We start from the raw sequence: 16584 nt of genomic DNA on the forward strand, positions 1-16584 counted from the left end.
GCTCAAGCGATAATCAGAGAATCGGGTGAGGGGGCTTCTGCCCCCTCCTCTCCAAAAAAACAAATAATAATAAGAACAAACGTTTAAAAGAAACGAGGGGTTATGGCATCGCAGGATATTACGCCTGTCGGCAGAGACAGCGCAAAAGCATCACTTTTGTACGATCCGAAATTTCGCGGTTATATTTTTCAGGCCGTGACCGTCCTTGTGATTGCGGGTCTGGTCTACTGGATCGTCAACAACACCATTGCCAATCTGCAGCGCGCGAACCTTGCATCGGGCTTCGGCTTCCTGGATGGGCGAGCCGGGTTCGATATCAGCAGCAGTCCATATCTGAGCTACACGAGCGATTCGACCTTTATCAAGGCTTTGTCAGTCGGCATCCTCAACACCCTGACGGTTGCCGTCGTTGGCATCATCACGGCAACAATCATCGGCTTCATTGTCGGGATAGGTCGCCTTTCCCACAATTGGCTCATTCGCAAGCTTTGCACCGTCTATGTCGAGGTGTTCCGCAATATCCCGCCCTTGCTGGTCATTTTCTTCTGGTATCTGGGCGTCTTGTCGGTTCTGCCGCAAGCGCGCGAAAGCATCAAATTGCCATTCAGCACGTTCCTCAACAATCGAGGCCTGTTTTTCCCGGCACCCGTATTCGGTGAAGGCGCCTGGCTGGCGGCTGCAGGTCTCGTTGCCGGTATTGTCGGGACTTTCCTCGTTCGGCGTTGGGCATACAAGCGGCAGATGGCGACCGGTCAGCAGTTTCCGGTTGGCTTGACGGCGCTCGGCCTAATCCTCGGGCTTCCGCTCCTGGCTCTGATTGTCAAGGGTTTCCCGATTTCATTCGACTATCCGGTTCTGGGCGCGTTCAATTTGAGGGGCGGCACGCTGATTGGTCCGGAGTTCATGTCGCTCTATCTGGCTTTGTCGTTCTATACCGCGTCGTTCATTGCCGAGATTGTCCGGGCCGGCATTCGCGGTGTCGGCAAGGGCCAGAGCGAGGCGTCGCACGCACTTGGATTGCGGGCGGGACCGACGACGCGGCTGGTAGTGGTGCCGCAGGCGATGCGCATCATCATCCCGCCGCTCACGAGCCAATACCTCAACCTCACCAAAAACTCCTCCCTGGCGGTCGCGATCGGCTATCCTGATCTCGTTGCTGTCGGCGGGACGATCCTCAACCAGACGGGCCGTTCAATCGAAGTGGTGGCCATCTGGATGGTCGTTTATCTCAGCATCAGCTTGCTCACATCCATCTTCATGAATTGGGTAAACGCCAAGATGGCACTGGTGGAGCGCTGATCATGGATAACAACCTCAGTTTCGTCCGTACCGAAATGCTCCAGGGCCAGACCCCGCCGCTCGGCGAGAGGGGTGCCATCCGGTGGATGCGCATCAATCTCTTTGCCACGCCGCTTGATTCGGCCCTGACTCTTCTGGCCATCCTGGCGCTCGCCTGGTTTCTGCCGGGTATGATAAACTGGCTGTTCGTCAATGCGGTATGGTCGGGACCAGATCGATCCGTCTGCTCGACGGTAGCCCAGGGCGGCATCCAGCCAGATGGCTGGTCCGGCGCCTGCTGGGCCTATGTGAATGCCAATTTCAACCAGTTCATGTACGGTCCCTATCCAGTGGACCAGCACTGGCGCGTCAACCTCGTCGCGATCATATTCGTTTTGCTGTTGATTCCACTGCTCATCCCCAAAGCACCCTACAAGGTGCCGAATGCGGTCGTGTTTTTCTTCATTTTCCCGATTGTCGCGTTCATCCTCCTGGTCGGTGGCTGGTTCGGCCTCCCTTATGTCGAGACCTCGTCATGGGGCGGATTGCTCGTCACCCTGACACTTTCCTTTGTCGGCATCTCCGTATCGCTGCCGCTTGGCATCGTGCTGGCACTCGGGCGCCGGTCCAGGATGCCGGTGATCAAGATGCTCTGCGTCATCTTCATCGAAACGATCCGCGGCATCCCGCTGATCACGGTTCTGTTCATGGCGAGCTACATGCTGCCCCTGTTCCTTCCTCCGGGCGTATCCTTCGACAGGTTCTTGCGCGCGTTGATCGGCGTGGCACTTTTCGCGTCGGCCTATATGGCCGAGGTGGTGCGTGGCGGACTCCAGGCCATTCCAAAGGGGCAATATGAAGGTGCGGATTCCCTTGGGCTCGGCTACTGGCAGAAAACCGGGTTGATCGTCCTGCCACAGGCGCTGAAACTGGTGATTCCCGGTATCGTCAATACGTTCATTGGCCTCTTCAAAGATACGAGCCTCGTGACGGTGATCAGCATGTTCGATCTTCTCGGGACGGTGAAGCAGCACTTCTCCGATGCGAACTGGATCTCTCCGCAAACGCCTATATCCGGCCTGATCTTCGCCGGTTTCGTCTTCTGGATTTTCTGTTTCGGTATGTCGCGTTATTCCATCTTCATGGAAAACAGGCTCGATACAGGACATAAACGCTAAGGAGTATTCCTACCATGACAACCGAAAACGTTGTTGATCCCAATGAAATCCACGTCGACCGCTCGCTATTGCATGTCTCCAAGACAGACGTAGCCGTCGAAATCATCAACATGAACAAGTGGTATGGTGATTTTCATGTCCTGAAAGATATCAACCTGAAGGTGATGCGCGGTGAGCGTATCGTCATCGCCGGCCCGTCCGGCTCGGGCAAGTCCACCATGATCCGCTGCATCAATCGGCTGGAAGAACATCAGAGCGGCAAGATCCTCGTTGATGGGATTGAACTCACCAACGATCTGAAGAAGATCGACGAGGTGCGCCGCGAGGTCGGCATGGTGTTTCAGCACTTCAATCTTTTCCCGCATCTGACCATTCTGGAAAATTGCACTCTGGCACCGATCTGGGTGCGCAAGATGCCGAAGAAGAAGGCCGACGAGATCGCGATGCACTATCTTGAGCGCGTCAAGATCCCCGAGCAGGCCAACAAGTATCCGGGCCAGCTTTCCGGCGGTCAGCAGCAGCGCGTGGCGATTGCGCGGTCACTCTGCATGAACCCGCGCATCATGCTGTTCGATGAACCGACATCGGCGCTCGATCCGGAGATGATCAAGGAAGTGCTGGATACGATGGTTCAGCTTGCCGAAGAGGGCATGACCATGGTCTGCGTCACCCACGAGATGGGCTTCGCCCGTCAGGTTGCCAACCGGGTGATCTTCATGGATCAAGGCCAGATTGTCGAGCAGAACGCCCCCGCGGAGTTCTTCGACAATCCGCAGCATGAGCGCACCAAGCTGTTCCTCAGCCAGATACTGCATTAGGTTTTTTCTGGCAGCATAAATATAGCGGTGGCCCTCGCGGCCACTGTCTTTTTCAGATTTGATTTTCAAATTTTAACGAAGTCATTTTTAATAGAGATTTCATGACCGAAAATCTTCAAGAAACTACCCGCGCGCAACGTGACGAGTTTATTGCAGCGGAGAAAGTACGAAGTAACGAAATCCAGAAATACGTGGCCGCAGCAATCGACAGGCTGTCTACTGCTGTCGCTGTCGTGGGTTTTCTCGGCCCTATTGTCAGCATGGCAAACTCCGAAATTGATCACAGATCATCTTTTTACATTGTGCAATCAACCATCATGACCAGCAGCGTGGTTCTCTCGTATGGCCTCCATTTATATGGTAGAATCCAATTGACACGAGGATTGGAATAATGTGGGCAGATGCACTTTTCATAATACTTTGGATGACGTTTGTCAGCGTTGGCGCGATTTTGGTTGCCCGGCATGAATTCAATCAGAATGAAAAGGAAACGAAGGCGCGCATCGCTGAAATCGACCGCAAATTCAAGCGCCGTGCCGCAGCTGCAGAATAATCCACGCTATTTGTTCTCTTTCTCCGCATCATATCCATAAAGCCAGTCAAACCCCTTGACGAACTTCTCAACGGGCCGGTTGCGCAGGAGAATGTTGCGTGCCACGGCCACCGGCCCTTTGGCGTGATAGGCGAGGTGATTCAAAGCGCCGCGCCTCACGACCGCGCCGACACGTTTCGTCCGAACCTTGCTGAACTGCTCAAGCGCCGATGGCCACATTGTGCCGTTCACACTCAGTGCGGAGGCGAGCGCGCAAGCGTCCTCGATGGCCATGGCGGCACCCTGTGCTGCGTAGGGCGTCATGGCATGGGCGGCATCGCCGATCAAAACCAGGCGGTCTTCGATCTGAAACCGGCATTTCTTCATCTCGAACAACCGCCAGGCAGTCCAGGGCCGGGCGATGAGCATCACGTCGTGGATGCCTCGGTGCCAGCCAGCAAATTCCCGGATGAAGTTCTGGTTGAGGCTATCGGGATTCGTCTGCACGTCCCAGCGGCGGCCATTTTGCCGGTCGGGCGCAACAGCAACAAAATTGATCATCTGCCCGGATCGGATCGGATAGGCGATCAGGTGGGCGTTGGCGCCTGTCCAGGCCACGACATTCGTTCCTGGGGGCAGGAGCGCCTTGAAGCTTGCTGGCAAATGCTCGACGGCTATGGATGACCGCCATGCGACGGTGCCGGTATAGCGCGCGCGCTCCGCATCCGACGTGGCGGTACGCATGTTCGACCAGACGCCATCCGCCCCGACAAGCAGCGCGCCCCGGTGTTCCTCAATGCGGTCGTGATACTGTACGCGCACCAGAATCCCGGCGGCATCGGCTCCATGCTGGGTCACGGCCGATTGCAGCTGGATGGCGATGTTCGGGTGGCTGCGCGCTTCGTTAAGCAGGGCGTCCTGCAGGTCGGCGCGATGGCAGACGATATAGGGCGCGCCCCAGCGTTCCTTCGCCCGATTGCCGATCGGGAAATGCAGCAGCCTTTCACCGCTCGCGCCATCCTGCAGGCAAATAGCCTCCGGCTCGACGGATGAATATTTCAATCGTTCGAGCACGCCGAGCCGGTCAAGCAGCCGGGTGGCGTTGGGAGAAATCTGCAAACCGGCGCCGATCTCAGCCAGCGTCGCGCTTTTCTCAAAAATTTGGACGGCGAAGCCTTTTTTACTCAGTGCGAGTGCAAGGGTCAGGCCGGCAATGCCGGCGCCGGCAATGATGATCTGATCAGGATTGGGAACTCGCCTGTTTCGTTCTGTTTTCAGATCGATGAGCGCTGCGTTCAAGCGGCGGCCTTGTCCACGTAAATGCAACCTTCCGGAATGGTAGCGTTCGCGGCGAGCGACGCATCATAGCGATAGAGCGTTGAGCAGTAGGGGCAGACTTTCTCATTGTCATCGCCCAGATCAAGGAACACGTGCGGATGGTCGAAGGGAGGGTTGGCGCCAACGCACATGAATTCCTTCACGCCGATCGAGATGATCGCATGACCAGCGCTGTTCTGGAAATGAGGGATGCTGTGTCCAGCCATTATTCGCTCCTGAAGGCTCTTAACTCAACGCGCTCACCACGCAATTGACTTCTCTTTCGTCCCGGTTTGTATCATCCTGATTACGATTTCAAGACGATTGCTATCAAACTGTCAAAAGACTTCTCTATGGTGCGCTGTTAGGTCCGCTTTTGACGGATGTTTTTAGTTGGAGAACTACGATGAACGATCAGTCACCCGCGATTCCGGAACCTGTCGAAAAAGTCGACTTGCCGGATCTGCACACCAGTGTCGACCGTTTCGTCAATCGTGAGTTTTCCTGGTTGCAGTTCAATCGGCGCGTGCTTGAGGAAGCGGAAAACAAGCACCAGCCGCTGCTGGAACGTCTGCGCTTCCTGTCTATTTCCGCGGCCAATCTCGATGAATTCTTCATGGTGCGCATTGCCGGACTTGCCGGTCAGGTCCGCGCAGGCGTGTCCGATCGCAGCGATGATGGACGCACTCCGCAGGAGCAACTCGAATTCGTTCTCGAGGAGGTTGGAAAGCTCCAGGCAGCCCAGCAGGTGAGACTGAATGAGCTGCGGGCTGAAATGCTCGAAGAGAATATCGAGATCGTCCGCCCGGATAGACTGACCAGGACAGAACAGGCATGGCTCGAAGATCACTTCCTCGAAACGATCTATCCTGTCCTGACCCCGCTCGCCATCGATCCGGCCCACCCGTTTCCCTTCATTCCCAATCTGGGCTTCACCATTGCCATGCTCCTCAACCGGAGCACTGACAACCGTCCGATGACCGCCTTGCTGCGCCTGCCGCAAGCCCTGAAGCGCTTTATCCAAATTCCGGACGAGGGTGGCCGTTTCCGCTTCCTCACCCTTGAGGATGCCATCAGCCTTTTCACCGGGCGGCTGTTTCCGGGCTATGAGGTCAAGGGCGCCGGTACGTTCCGCATCATCCGTGACAGTGATATCGAAGTCGAGGAAGAGGCGGAAGATCTCGTGCGCCTGTTTGAGAGCGCGCTGAAGCGCCGCCGCCGCGGCCAGGTGATCCGCATTGAGTTCGACGATGAAATGCCGGAATCGCTGCGCACTTTCGTTGCGACGGAACTTGGCGTTCCCGACAACCGCATCAGCGTTCTTGACGGCCTTTTGGCGTTGAACATGATCTCCGAGATCGTCAGCATTCCGCGCGCGGATCTGAAGTTCGTCCCCTACAATCCCCGTTTCCCCGAGCGCGTGCGTGAGCACGGCGGCGATTGTTTTGCTGCCATCCGCGAAAAGGATATCGTCGTTCACCACCCGTACGAATCCTTCGACGTCGTCGTGCAGTTCCTGCGACAGGCTGCCGCCGACCCGGACGTTGTGGCGATCAAGCAGACGCTTTACCGCACCTCGAATGACAGTCCCATCGTGCGTGCCTTGATCGACGCGGCGGAAGCCGGCAAGTCGGTGACGGCGTTGATCGAGTTGAAAGCCCGGTTTGACGAGGAAGCCAATATCCGCTGGGCACGCGATCTGGAACGGGCTGGCGTACAGGTGGTTTTCGGCTTCATCGAGTTGAAGACTCACGCCAAGATGTCCCTGATTGTCCGCCGCGAGGAAAGCAAGCTGCGCAGCTACGTGCATCTTGGGACAGGCAATTACCACCCGATCACCGCCAAGATTTATACCGATTTGTCATTTTTCACGTGCGAGCCTGCAATCGGCCGTGATGTCGCGCAGATATTCAACTATATCACCGGCTATACGCCGCCGTCCGGCGAGATGCAGATTGCCGTTTCCCCGCTCACGCTGCGCCCTCGCATTCTGCAGCATATCGCCGAGGAGATTGCACACGCCAGGGCCGGCCGCCCGGCGTCGATCTGGATGAAGATGAATTCGCTGGTCGACGCGCAAATCATTGATGCGCTCTATGAAGCCAGCGCCCACGGCGTGGATATAGACCTTGTCGTGCGCGGTATTTGCTGTCTGCGCCCGCAGGTGCCGGGCCTATCCGAAAATATCCGGGCAAAATCCATCGTCGGCCGGTTCCTGGAGCACAGCCGGATTTTCTGCTTCGGCAATGGCGAGGGCCTGCCATCGGAAAAGGCGCTGGTGTATTTCGGTTCCGCCGACATGATGACGCGCAATCTGGACCGGCGGGTCGAGACTTTGGTTCCCATTACCAATCCAACTGTGCATCAACAGGTTCTTTCACAGATTATGCTGGCCAACCTTCTCGACAACCAGCAGAGTTATGAGTTACTGGCAGACGGAACGTCGCGCCGTATCTCACCGGCTGACGGGGAAGAGTCGTTTAACGCACAGGAATATTTCATGACAAATCCCAGCCTTTCAGGCCGTGGCAAGTCGCTGAAGTCCTCAGCCCCCCGTTTGATCGCTCATCGCAAGCGGTCAAAAAGAAGCAAGGCTGCATGATCTCGGCTGCACAGGGGCGTGTACAGGGGCGTCAACCGGCTGCTGTTATCGATATCGGTTCGAACTCGGTACGCTTGGTGGTCTACGAAGGCGTGAACCGGTCACCGACGGTTCTTTTTAACGAAAAGATATTGTGCGGCCTCGGCAAGGGGCTGGTGAAAACCAAAAAGCTGAATGCAAAGGCCGTTCATAGCGCGCTTCGCGCCCTGCGCCGGTTTCGCGCGCTGGCCGATCAGGCTGGCGCGGTCTCCCTCGACGTGCTGGCGACAGCTGCCGCGCGCGAGGCGGAAAACGGCTCGCAATTCATCAAGGAGGCCGAAGCGCTGCTCAAGGAGCCGATCAAGGTCCTGTCTGGCAGGGAAGAGGCCTACTATTCGGCACTCGGCATTATCTCGGGCTTTCACGATCCAGATGGCATCGCCGGTGATCTTGGCGGCGGCAGTCTCGAACTTGTCGACGTGAAGGGCCGCACGATCGGCGATGGCATCACGCTGCCTCTGGGCGGTCTGCGCCTGCAGGATATGTCGGACGGCGACCTGACCGAAGCGGTCAGTATTGCCAGGAAACATCTGTCGTCGGCTAAGCTTCTCGCCAATGGCAGGGGCAGGACTTTCTATGCGGTCGGCGGCACCTGGCGAAATCTCGCCAAGCTGCATATGAGCGCCACGCACTACCCGCTCCATGTCATGCACCACTACGAAATCCCCTTCGACGAGGCCCAGCGCTTCCTGAAACTCGTTGCCGCTGGCGATCTCGATTACATGCGCGGCATCGAGGATGTTTCCAAGAACCGCCGGTCGCTCCTGTCCTATGGCGCTATCGCGCTTCTCGAAACCATCAAGCTGATGCGGCCGTCAAGGCTTGTGTTTTCGGCGCTCGGCGTGCGTGAAGGCTTTCTCTACTCGCTCCTGCCGGAAGGCGAACAGCTCGAAGATCCACTGATCTCGGCAGCCGACGAACTGGCCGTGCTTCGTGCCCGCTCGCCGGCCTATGCGCGCGAACTGGCCGATTGGACCGGCGAAGCCTTTGCGGCGCTGGGCTACGACGAAACCGAAGATGAAAAGCGCTATCGCCGTGCCGCTTGTCTTGTGGCCGATATCAGTTGGCGTGCCCATCCGGATTATCGCGGCAGCCAGGCGCTGAACATGATCTCCAATGCAGCCTTTGTCGGCATCGATCATCCCGGCCGCGCCTATATCGCTCTCGCCAATTTCTTCCGGCACGAAGGCATTACCAACAGCGTGGCCGACCCGGAGCTTGCCGCCATCGCCAGTCCGCGATTGCTCGAATATTCGAGGATACTGGCCGCGATCATGCGCATCACCTATCCGTTCTCTGCGTCCATGGCCGGGGTTGTTCCCAATCTCTCCTGGAAGCCGACTTCCGAGGGTATCGATCTGGTGGTCAACAAGACGAAGGCCGATCTGATCGGCGACGTTCCCGAGGGCCGTCTGCAGCAGCTGGCAAGGCTTACCGGCAAGACACTGAGAATGACTGTCGGCCAATAGGCCAGCCGATGCGAGGGGCAGCGGCCGGGGTAGGGTTGCAGCTTGGGGTACTTTACCGTGAAATGAGATAGCGGGTCATCCGCTGCCGTGGAATCTATTTTATAACCTGAACAGTCGGGTTGATTATTACCAGCGAAGCCGGCCCCGTGATCTTTGGATCAGGCCGATCATTGTTTTTGTATATGATAACCGATCCAGCCGTTTTGAGTTTTTCGGTTTTGATATTGTAAGTCTTTGGTCCCCAGTCCGAACGACTTGAAACGACATCGGCAACAAGCGGGCTTGTTGCCCTTGCGTGATTATAAGCCACCCGCTGGCCCACATCTGTATTGTAGGATTCATCTTTACCTGTGTCTGTGCTCGTAACGAACCATATTGGCGTCTGGTTGCGAAGATACGAATTAAGATCGGGCGAGGTGTTCTTGCCTTCGTACAGGCCCGTCGAACTGACTACGATTGGCTTATCTTTGTTTGCGACAATTGTCGGCAAAGTCTCGGCGCTGGTGATCAGCGTGCTTGCTGGTTCGAGTTTGGACGGGTCGTTCAAAAACGCGGCAATATATTGCGAAAGAACAGTGTTACCACCCGCAGAGGGGTGGTAGGAATTGGCAAAAGCACTCTCATATTGCTCAGGCGTGTCTACTCCGTAAAAACTGCCTGTAGTGGCACCCGGTAGGCAGACGTCCTCGTATGGCCCGCAGGCGTTGAAGTAATCTTTAAGTGTTTTCTTCGTGCCCAGATTCGATATATCAGTAGTAGAATATGGTATCTGTTTGCCTCTATCGAGATCATAATGCAGTTGAGAAAAGAATGTGTTTATATCGATAAGGTATATTGTCGCTCCATCTTCAGTAAGAGGTGACAATTGGCCTTTAAGGGACTCGAAGAAGGATTTGGAAATGGTTTGCCCTTCTTTGAAGATCCCTGGCTCGACTATAGAGGTGACTCCAAAATAATTCGGAACGAAATCAACGCCATTGAATGCGTTGAAAACGATGGTTTTCGCACCCTTGTCAATAATTCTTTTCATCTGCAAAGCAGCTTTGGCTGCCAAACCCTTACCATCCTGATCCAGTATGGCATCCTCGCTGCCTTTGTGCTTCACGCTCAGATTCTTGACATCGTGCAGCCCGATGCTGACGATCACAACGTCTTCCGCAGTCAGTGCAACCGGAGGTACGGGCAAGGAGAAAAGGGATCCAGGTATACCAGCAAGCGCATTGTTCAACTGTTGGCTCAGATCGGGCCGGTTGCTCATTTTTTCGCTGGGAGTTTCATTTGTGCTGTCAAGCAGCGCCCCGCTCCATCCATAGACGTCCATTCCGCTTGGCGGCTTTCCAAGCGCCTGATAGAGCGTCCATGGCAGCGGGTAGTATCCGCCTTTGAATTGATAAGGCTCCATCCATTTTGATGGATAGGTTACCTGATACTCCGCAATCAAGGCCCCCGTATTTACATAGCTGTCGCCGAAGGCATAGAGATGCCCGAATGGGCGTGCCTGTGCACCATAGGATCCGGTAAGCACAAGCGGCATGGTCAAAGCTGCAAGAAGATTGCGTATGGTTTTGGAAGGTGCCGTTTTCAGAAACATGATATTCCCCAATTATTTATCAGCAATCATTTTCGTACTATCGCAAAGGCCAGCCGATGCGTGGAAAGCAACGGCTGGCTGCGGGTTTTCAGACCGGATTATTTTTTGGACAGGGTGAGATAAACGTTACCGAACGCGTCATACGACGTGAATCCGCTGAAATTGCCGTCTGTTTCCGCCGTGCTCAAAATGCGCATGGTGGGACCATTTCCCCATCCGCCCGCTGCGCTGAAAACCGTGTGACGAGACGCTTTGGCATCGAGATTTTCTGTCGAGAGGATATTGAACAGGGGGCCGTTCATTGTAGCCTTGCCGTCAATTTTCAGCGGGTCAATTGTGCCGTCCGCATCTGCTTTCAAATAGATGCGGCTCTGATCGTCAAAGGTCGCATCCCCGCGTATTTTCAACGCGCCGGCCTCATCGTTCAGGATAATCGCACCGCCTTTTTCGACGATAAGAGTCTGGATGGCGCCGTTAACAGCAAGCCCACTTTCGGCGATATGCGTGTCGCCCGTATAGTCATTGTCTCCACTCAAAGTCAGTCCGCCCGGCCCGGTCTTGAAAAGGGAGACATTGCCAAAAATTTTCTTGTCGAAAGTATACTTCCCGTCTTCATACACAACGACCGTACCCGGTTTCGAGGTTTGCGCTGGCGCGGCGGCAGCCGGTTTGTCGAGGTTGATCGTGATCGCCCCATCGGAATTCACGGGCGTGCTGCCGGCCGCAGTGACGATCTCATTCTCTCTCGCATTGGTAATTACCCCATTGCCGTATGTCGTGGCGATCTCAGTCAAACCCTCGCTGGTGGTGATCAGCGTGCTTGCTGGTCCGAGTTTGGACGGATCGTTCAAGAATTCGGCGATGTATTGGGAAAGAACCGTGAACCCGCCGGTCGAGGGATGAAGTCTCTCGGCCAAGACGTGACTTCGTTCCCATTCGTCATTAAGTGCGCTCCTGAGGTTGAACCCGCACATAAAGGGATAACCTGACCTGCAGAGAGGTTCATATTGTTCAAATTTCGTCGTCGTACCATCGATATATTTGTACTCTAGTGCGCCATAAGATAACTGCTCCCTTTTTGATGTGAAAAACGTGTTCATGTCGATCAGGTAAATTTTTGTACCATTGGCCGTGGCCAGTGCCAGTTCTGTCTTGAGAGCGGCGAAATAGGTTTGGGCCAATTGGTTAGCGCGTGGCAAAAACCCTTGGTTTTTTTCATCCACGTAGTTGAATGTAGCCCCGACGAAATCGACACCGCTGAATGCATCAAAAACGATTGTTTTGGCGCCCGCATCAGCAAGCCTCTTGACCTGCATGCCAGCTTCTTTGGCTAATTCGACACCGTCAAGGTATGGCTGGTTACTGGCCGCACGAAAGAATGGCGTGTCATAATACTTGGCAATCTGGTACACGTCCGAGAGACCGAAATTGACCAGCACGGCATCGTTGTCTGCCAACTTAACCTTCGGCGATGGGGGCAGGACAAAAGGCTTGCCAGGATAGCCATTTAAGGCCGAGTTCACCTGTTCAGACAGTGTCGGTTTGTCCAATGGCAGAAATGCGTCCGACATCTTCCGGGCCTTGTCCGTCATGGTCGCGCCACTCCAACCATATACGCTCAGATTGGATAGGGTCCATGGCTCCGTCCATGAATTCAATGGGTTTGTTGGTTTCGCCTCTGGTTTTTCATCCATTTTAAGAATTCTGAAAAGTACCCAAGGCAGCGCGACATAAGGACCGTTGAAAATGTCAGGCGTTACCCACTGGGATGGGTAATAATACCCTTGGGTATCTCCAAGGGTAGGGAAGGGTTGGCCATTATTTGTATAACTGTCGCCGAAGGCATAGAGCTTGTCGAACACGCGTGTTGCGGACGGTGTGTCGGCAGCTGAAGCGGCCGATGCTGCAAGTACAAGCGGTACCGTTAAAGCGGCAAGGATTTTTCGTATTTCAAGCGTGGTCTTCTTAAGAAGCATAATATTCCCCGATAATTATAAAGCGGGAGAATATGATGAGCAAAAATATGAAAAGGATATTGGCAATTAGTCTTAGTAGAAAAAGCGAAAATAGTTCCTGGCATGCACCCGCGAGTTGTTGAATCCATTCATTATTCGGACTGCGAGGTCAGTCGCAGTGGCGGGCGATTATTGAAGGCGGTCACTCGATCACGCCCATGTGAGACGTTGTGTGTTGATGTGCCTCGCTGCCATCGTCACTCTCGGCTGATGAAAAACAGCCCGTTGAAGATCGATCGCCGCGCATTCCTGTTGGCGTCCGTTGCCGGCGCAGCCTATACCCTGGCGCGACAGCCAGCTCTGTCCCAGTCAACCGCGGCGGCTGCGTCTTTCGATGCGGGTGCCGTTGATGATATTGTCGGGCAGGCAGCGCTGCTCCCCGCATTGCACACCTTCATCGTTTCCCGGCAAGGCAAGATCCAGATGCAGCGCACATTTCGCGGACCGCCTGCGGATCGTCCTGTCAACGTGAAATCGGTGTCCAAGACAATCATCGCAACGCTCGTCGGCATTGCCATCGATCGCAAGATTTTCGATGGACTCGATCAGCCGATTGCGCCGCTTCTGGCAGACAAGCTCCCCCGCAATGCCGATCCGCGGTTGCAGCGTGTGACCATCGGCAACCTCCTGTCGATGCAGGCAGGCCTTGAGCGAACCTCGGGGCCGAATTATGGGAGCTGGGTCGAAAGCAGTGACTGGGTGCGTTATGCGTTGTCGCGTGAGTTTGTCGATGAACCGGGCGGCGGGATGCTCTATTCAACCGGCAACTCTCATCTTCTATCCGCATTGTTGACCGCTAAAACCAGACGGTCGACGCTGCAAAATGCAAGGGACTGGTTGGGGAAACCCCTCGATATCAGCATTCCTCCGTGGCCGCGTGATCCGCAGGGAATTTATTTTGGTGGAAACGATATGCTGTTATCGCCGCGCGCAATGCTGATCTTTGGCGAAATGTTCCTGAATGCGGGTCAAAGCGACGGCCAGCAGATTGTGCCGAAATCCTGGATCGAGGAATCCTGGAAGCCGAGAACCAGCTCGCCGTTTACCGGCGATTCCTATGGTCTTGGATGGTTCGTTTCCAGCGCCGCCGGCGGCCAGCCGGTCTATTATGCCTGGGGCTACGGCGGACAGATGATCTATGTGGTGCCCCACGCTTCTCTTGTCGTTGTCATGACATCGGATCCCGGCGCGCCTTCCGGACGCTCCGGCTATGTGCGCCAGCTGCATGATCTGGTCAGCCAGCGCATTGTCCCCGCCGCCGAGGCACTAAACGGTTAGCTCGAAACTCAGGCGGTGACAGCCAACTTCCTGCGCGACGGAAACGTCATGGCCGCAACGCCCGCAATCACGCAGAGCAGACCGAGCCAAGCTGTTGAGGTCAGGCTTTCGCCGAGGAAGACAACGCCGATGCCGACGCCGATCGGCACCCGCAGATAAGCTTGTGATGTGGTGCTGACCGACCCCAATGTGTGGATGAGCCTGAAATAGATCACGAAGGCGAGGGCCGTCGAAAAGATCGACAAACCGAGCAAAGCCAGGATCGAATACGCCGAGGGCGCGATCGTCCAGGGCTGGTCGACGACGAGGCTGACCGGAATAAGCAGCACTGCGCCGCAGATGAGCGAGCCTGCTGCCGGCATCATCGGATCGAGCCCCTTGAAGCCGCGCCCGAAAATCGCGGCGCAGGCATAGGAGATCGTCGCGACGACAATCGCCAGTTGCGAAACCAGTCCTTTGCCCAGGCCATTGAAGGCTTCAAGGCCGATGATCAGACTGATGCCAATGACGCCTGCGACAACGCCGAAAAGTTTTCGCGTCGTCACCGCCTCATGCCGCGTGATCAGGACCGTGAGCAGGAAGGTGAAGATCGGCGTCGTCGAGTTGAGTATGGTCGCGAGCCCGGCGTCGACGGTCAGCTCGGCCCAGGCGATCAGCGTGAACGGAATGACGCTGTTGATGCCAGCCTGAATCAGGAACCGCTTCCAGATGGCCGGGTCGCTTGGCAGCGACAGTCCCCGCATTTTGATGATTGCCAGAAGCAGTCCGCCGGCGATCAGGGTTCGCGCCGCGATGAACGTGATCGGCGGGATGGTCTCGACGCCGATCTTGATGAACGTATAAGACGCGCCCCACAGCGTGGCGAGGACGGCGAGGAGTGCGATTTCTTTGGCGAGGGCCGGTGCCTGTGCTGCGGGAGCGGACATGATTGGTTTCCATCGAGAGGTGATCAATGCGTTCAGGGTAGCGGCGAGAATGCTGCCCATGCTTCGATCCCGGCCGAACTATAATTCGCGAACAGGACGGCGGCCAGCTCCTACACCGATTGCGCAAAAAGGGTGAATTATTGCCGAATAATCTCCGATTCTCGCCCAAGAATTGTCGATTCTGACCCAAGATTCTAAATCTTGGGCTGCAAATCGGTTGTGCACGGTTGAATTGCGCTACTCAGCTGGCCACAGCACCGCACGGATTTTTTTGTTCTCGAATTTCAGGCAAAGCTCGCCATTGATCAGCTGCAGGGCCTTCTCGCCGAAGACCTCGCGCCGCCAGCCCTGGAGCGCCGGAATGTCTTCTGCGTCGCCTTCGGCCGCGATTCTGTCGATCTCGTCGGAGGTTGCGACGACCTTGGCGGCAACGCCGTGCTCCTCAGTGACAAGCCGCAACAGCACCTTCAACAATTCAGCCGCAGCGCCTGCACCTTCCGGTGATTGCACTGATTTCGGCAAGCGCGGCATATCTTCCTTGGGCAGGTCAAGTGCCAGATTGACCGCATTGAGCAGGCCGGTAGCCATGCTGGAGCGTTCCCAACCTTTTGGAATCGTTCGCAAACGCGACATGGCTTCCGCATCGCGCGGCTGCTGCTGCGCGACCTCGTAGATGGCATCGTCCTTGATAACGCGGCCGCGCGGCACATTGCGTTCCCGCGCTTCCCGTTCCCGCCAGGCGGCGACGCTACGCAGTACGGCGAGTTCCACTGGCTTGCGCAGGCGCATTTTCAGCCGTTTCCACGCATCGTCCGGATGCATGTCATAGGTCTCACGCGCCGTGAGGATCTTCATCTCGTCCAGCACCCAGTCCGTCCGGCCATCCTCTTCGAGACTGGCTTTCAGGTGCAGATAGATGTCACGCAAATGAGTCACGTCCGCCAGTGCGTAATCCAGCTGCTTTTCCGAAAGGGGCCGGCGCCGCCAGTCGGTGAATCGAGAGGATTTGTCGATTTGCGCTCCGACGATCCGCTGCACGAGCTGGTCGTAGGCGATTGCATCGCCAAAGCCGCAAACCATTGCCGCAACCTGTGTATCGAACACTGGATGCGGGATCAGATTGCCAAGATGGAAGATGATTTCGATGTCCTGCCGCGCGGCGTGGAAAACCTTGACGATCTTTTCGTCGGCCATCAGCCTGAAAAACGCAGCAAGATCAAGGCCTGGCGCCAAAGCGTCCACGATTGCCGTATGATCGGGCGACGCGAGCTGGATAACGCAGAGCTCCGGCCAGAACGTGGTCTCCCGGATGAATTCCGTATCGACGGTCACGAAATCGGATTGCGAAAGGGCGGCAACAGCCTGTTCAAGCTGATCTGTGGTTGTAATCATGGTCATGAAATTTCTATAGCGAATGGATAAGCGTTTGTCTTGGCCCTCAATCCTGATCTTGACAAATCACCCTCAAAATGCGCTTGTCCGCCCAAATTCTCGGGCTTTGCCGGGGCTTATCCCACGCTGTCCGGCCACCAGCATACATA

The 16584-nt window shown here is 55.9% G+C and carries 14 protein-coding genes; 8 read left to right on the forward strand and 6 right to left on the reverse strand.

Annotation, left to right across the window (positions count from 1 at the left end):
- Window positions 1-102 precede the first annotated feature (102 nt).
- The 5 genes from CU103_RS15155 to CU103_RS31425 all read left to right on the forward strand — a co-directional run bounded on the left by CU103_RS15155 (window position 103) and on the right by CU103_RS31425 (window position 3827).
- Window positions 103-1299, forward strand: a complete 1197-nt coding sequence (locus tag CU103_RS15155; protein WP_106664875.1) for an amino acid ABC transporter permease — start codon at window positions 103-105, stop codon at window positions 1297-1299.
- A 2-nt stretch (window positions 1300-1301) separates the two neighbouring features.
- A complete protein-coding gene (locus tag CU103_RS15160; RefSeq protein ID WP_106664876.1) occupies window positions 1302-2456 on the forward strand; it encodes an amino acid ABC transporter permease in 1155 nt (384 codons plus the stop codon).
- Window positions 2457-2470: 14 nt separating this feature from the next.
- Window positions 2471-3274, forward strand: a complete 804-nt coding sequence (locus CU103_RS15165; protein ID WP_099999423.1) for an amino acid ABC transporter ATP-binding protein — start codon at window positions 2471-2473, stop codon at window positions 3272-3274.
- Window positions 3275-3375: 101 nt separating this feature from the next.
- The gene (locus CU103_RS15170) at window positions 3376-3666 is read left to right on the forward strand and encodes a hypothetical protein (protein WP_106664877.1); all 291 of its coding nucleotides are present in this window, start codon (window positions 3376-3378) and stop codon (window positions 3664-3666) included.
- On the forward strand, window positions 3666-3827 hold the full coding sequence (locus CU103_RS31425) for a hypothetical protein (RefSeq protein ID WP_162707083.1): 162 nt from the start codon (window positions 3666-3668) through the stop codon (window positions 3825-3827). Before CU103_RS15170 ends, CU103_RS31425 begins: the two co-directional genes overlap by 1 nt.
- A gap of 6 nt (window positions 3828-3833) precedes the next feature.
- On the opposite strand, the gene CU103_RS15175 is transcribed toward CU103_RS31425, so the two are convergent.
- Together CU103_RS15175 and CU103_RS15180 are read right to left on the reverse strand one after the other, a co-directional pair.
- On the reverse strand, window positions 3834-5105 hold the full coding sequence (locus CU103_RS15175; protein WP_170117040.1) for an FAD-dependent monooxygenase: 1272 nt from the start codon (window positions 5103-5105) through the stop codon (window positions 3834-3836).
- Window positions 5102-5350: a zinc-finger domain-containing protein gene (locus CU103_RS15180; protein WP_106664879.1), complete on the reverse strand. Its 249-nt coding sequence runs from the start codon at window positions 5348-5350 to the stop codon at window positions 5102-5104. Before CU103_RS15180 ends, CU103_RS15175 begins: the two co-directional genes overlap by 4 nt.
- A gap of 179 nt (window positions 5351-5529) precedes the next feature.
- On the opposite strand from CU103_RS15180, the gene CU103_RS15185 reads away from it, so the two are divergent.
- Together CU103_RS15185 and ppx are read left to right on the forward strand one after the other, a co-directional pair.
- Window positions 5530-7725, forward strand: coding sequence for an RNA degradosome polyphosphate kinase (locus CU103_RS15185; RefSeq protein ID WP_106664880.1), 2196 nt, complete (start codon window positions 5530-5532; stop codon window positions 7723-7725).
- The gene (gene ppx / locus CU103_RS15190) at window positions 7722-9233 is read left to right on the forward strand and encodes an exopolyphosphatase (protein ID WP_106664881.1); all 1512 of its coding nucleotides are present in this window, start codon (window positions 7722-7724) and stop codon (window positions 9231-9233) included. The genes CU103_RS15185 and ppx overlap by 4 nt, the downstream gene beginning before the upstream one ends.
- Before the next feature lie 94 nt (window positions 9234-9327).
- Here the strand turns inward: ppx and CU103_RS15195 are convergent, their stop codons facing one another.
- Window positions 9328-10824, reverse strand: coding sequence for an SGNH/GDSL hydrolase family protein (locus tag CU103_RS15195; RefSeq protein ID WP_106664882.1), 1497 nt, complete (start codon window positions 10822-10824; stop codon window positions 9328-9330).
- 98 nt (window positions 10825-10922) lie between these two features.
- Window positions 10923-12800 (reverse strand): autotransporter-associated beta strand repeat-containing protein, encoded by a 1878-nt coding sequence (locus tag CU103_RS15200; protein WP_106664883.1) that lies wholly within the window; start codon window positions 12798-12800, stop codon window positions 10923-10925.
- 264 nt (window positions 12801-13064) lie between these two features.
- Between CU103_RS15200 and CU103_RS15205 the strand changes: the two genes are divergently transcribed.
- Window positions 13065-14117 (forward strand): serine hydrolase domain-containing protein, encoded by a 1053-nt coding sequence (locus CU103_RS15205; protein WP_245448812.1) that lies wholly within the window; start codon window positions 13065-13067, stop codon window positions 14115-14117.
- An 8-nt stretch (window positions 14118-14125) separates the two neighbouring features.
- Here CU103_RS15205 and CU103_RS15210 read toward each other — a convergent pair whose 3' ends face one another.
- Entirely contained in the window at window positions 14126-15043 is a 918-nt protein-coding gene (locus CU103_RS15210) for a DMT family transporter (protein WP_106664885.1), read from the reverse strand.
- Window positions 15044-15280: 237 nt separating this feature from the next.
- Window positions 15281-16441: a ribonuclease D gene (gene rnd, locus CU103_RS15215; RefSeq protein WP_106664886.1), complete on the reverse strand. Its 1161-nt coding sequence runs from the start codon at window positions 16439-16441 to the stop codon at window positions 15281-15283.
- Between the last annotated feature and the right edge of the window lie 143 nt (window positions 16442-16584).

The organism is Phyllobacterium sophorae (assembly GCF_003010965.1).
In the GTDB taxonomy this organism is placed as follows: Bacteria; Pseudomonadota; Alphaproteobacteria; order Rhizobiales; family Rhizobiaceae; genus Phyllobacterium; species Phyllobacterium sophorae.

Excerpts from the sequence above, each read along its gene's own strand:
- CU103_RS15155 (WP_106664875.1), top strand. The coding sequence starts at position 103 with ATGGCATCGCAGGATATTACGCCTGTCGGCAGAGACAGCGCAAAAGCA.
- CU103_RS15160 (WP_106664876.1), top strand. The coding sequence starts at position 1,302 with ATGGATAACAACCTCAGTTTCGTCCGTACCGAAATGCTCCAGGGCCAG.
- CU103_RS15165 (WP_099999423.1), top strand. The coding sequence starts at position 2,471 with ATGACAACCGAAAACGTTGTTGATCCCAATGAAATCCACGTCGACCGC.
- CU103_RS15170 (WP_106664877.1), top strand. The coding sequence starts at position 3,376 with ATGACCGAAAATCTTCAAGAAACTACCCGCGCGCAACGTGACGAGTTT.
- CU103_RS31425 (WP_162707083.1), top strand. The coding sequence starts at position 3,666 with ATGTGGGCAGATGCACTTTTCATAATACTTTGGATGACGTTTGTCAGC.
- CU103_RS15180 (WP_106664879.1), bottom strand. The coding sequence starts at position 5,350 with ATGGCTGGACACAGCATCCCTCATTTCCAGAACAGCGCTGGTCATGCG.
- CU103_RS15185 (WP_106664880.1), top strand. The coding sequence starts at position 5,530 with ATGAACGATCAGTCACCCGCGATTCCGGAACCTGTCGAAAAAGTCGAC.
- ppx (WP_106664881.1), top strand. The coding sequence starts at position 7,722 with ATGATCTCGGCTGCACAGGGGCGTGTACAGGGGCGTCAACCGGCTGCT.
- CU103_RS15195 (WP_106664882.1), bottom strand. The coding sequence starts at position 10,824 with ATGTTTCTGAAAACGGCACCTTCCAAAACCATACGCAATCTTCTTGCA.
- CU103_RS15200 (WP_106664883.1), bottom strand. The coding sequence starts at position 12,800 with ATGCTTCTTAAGAAGACCACGCTTGAAATACGAAAAATCCTTGCCGCT.
- CU103_RS15210 (WP_106664885.1), bottom strand. The coding sequence starts at position 15,043 with ATGTCCGCTCCCGCAGCACAGGCACCGGCCCTCGCCAAAGAAATCGCA.
- rnd (WP_106664886.1), bottom strand. The coding sequence starts at position 16,441 with ATGACCATGATTACAACCACAGATCAGCTTGAACAGGCTGTTGCCGCC.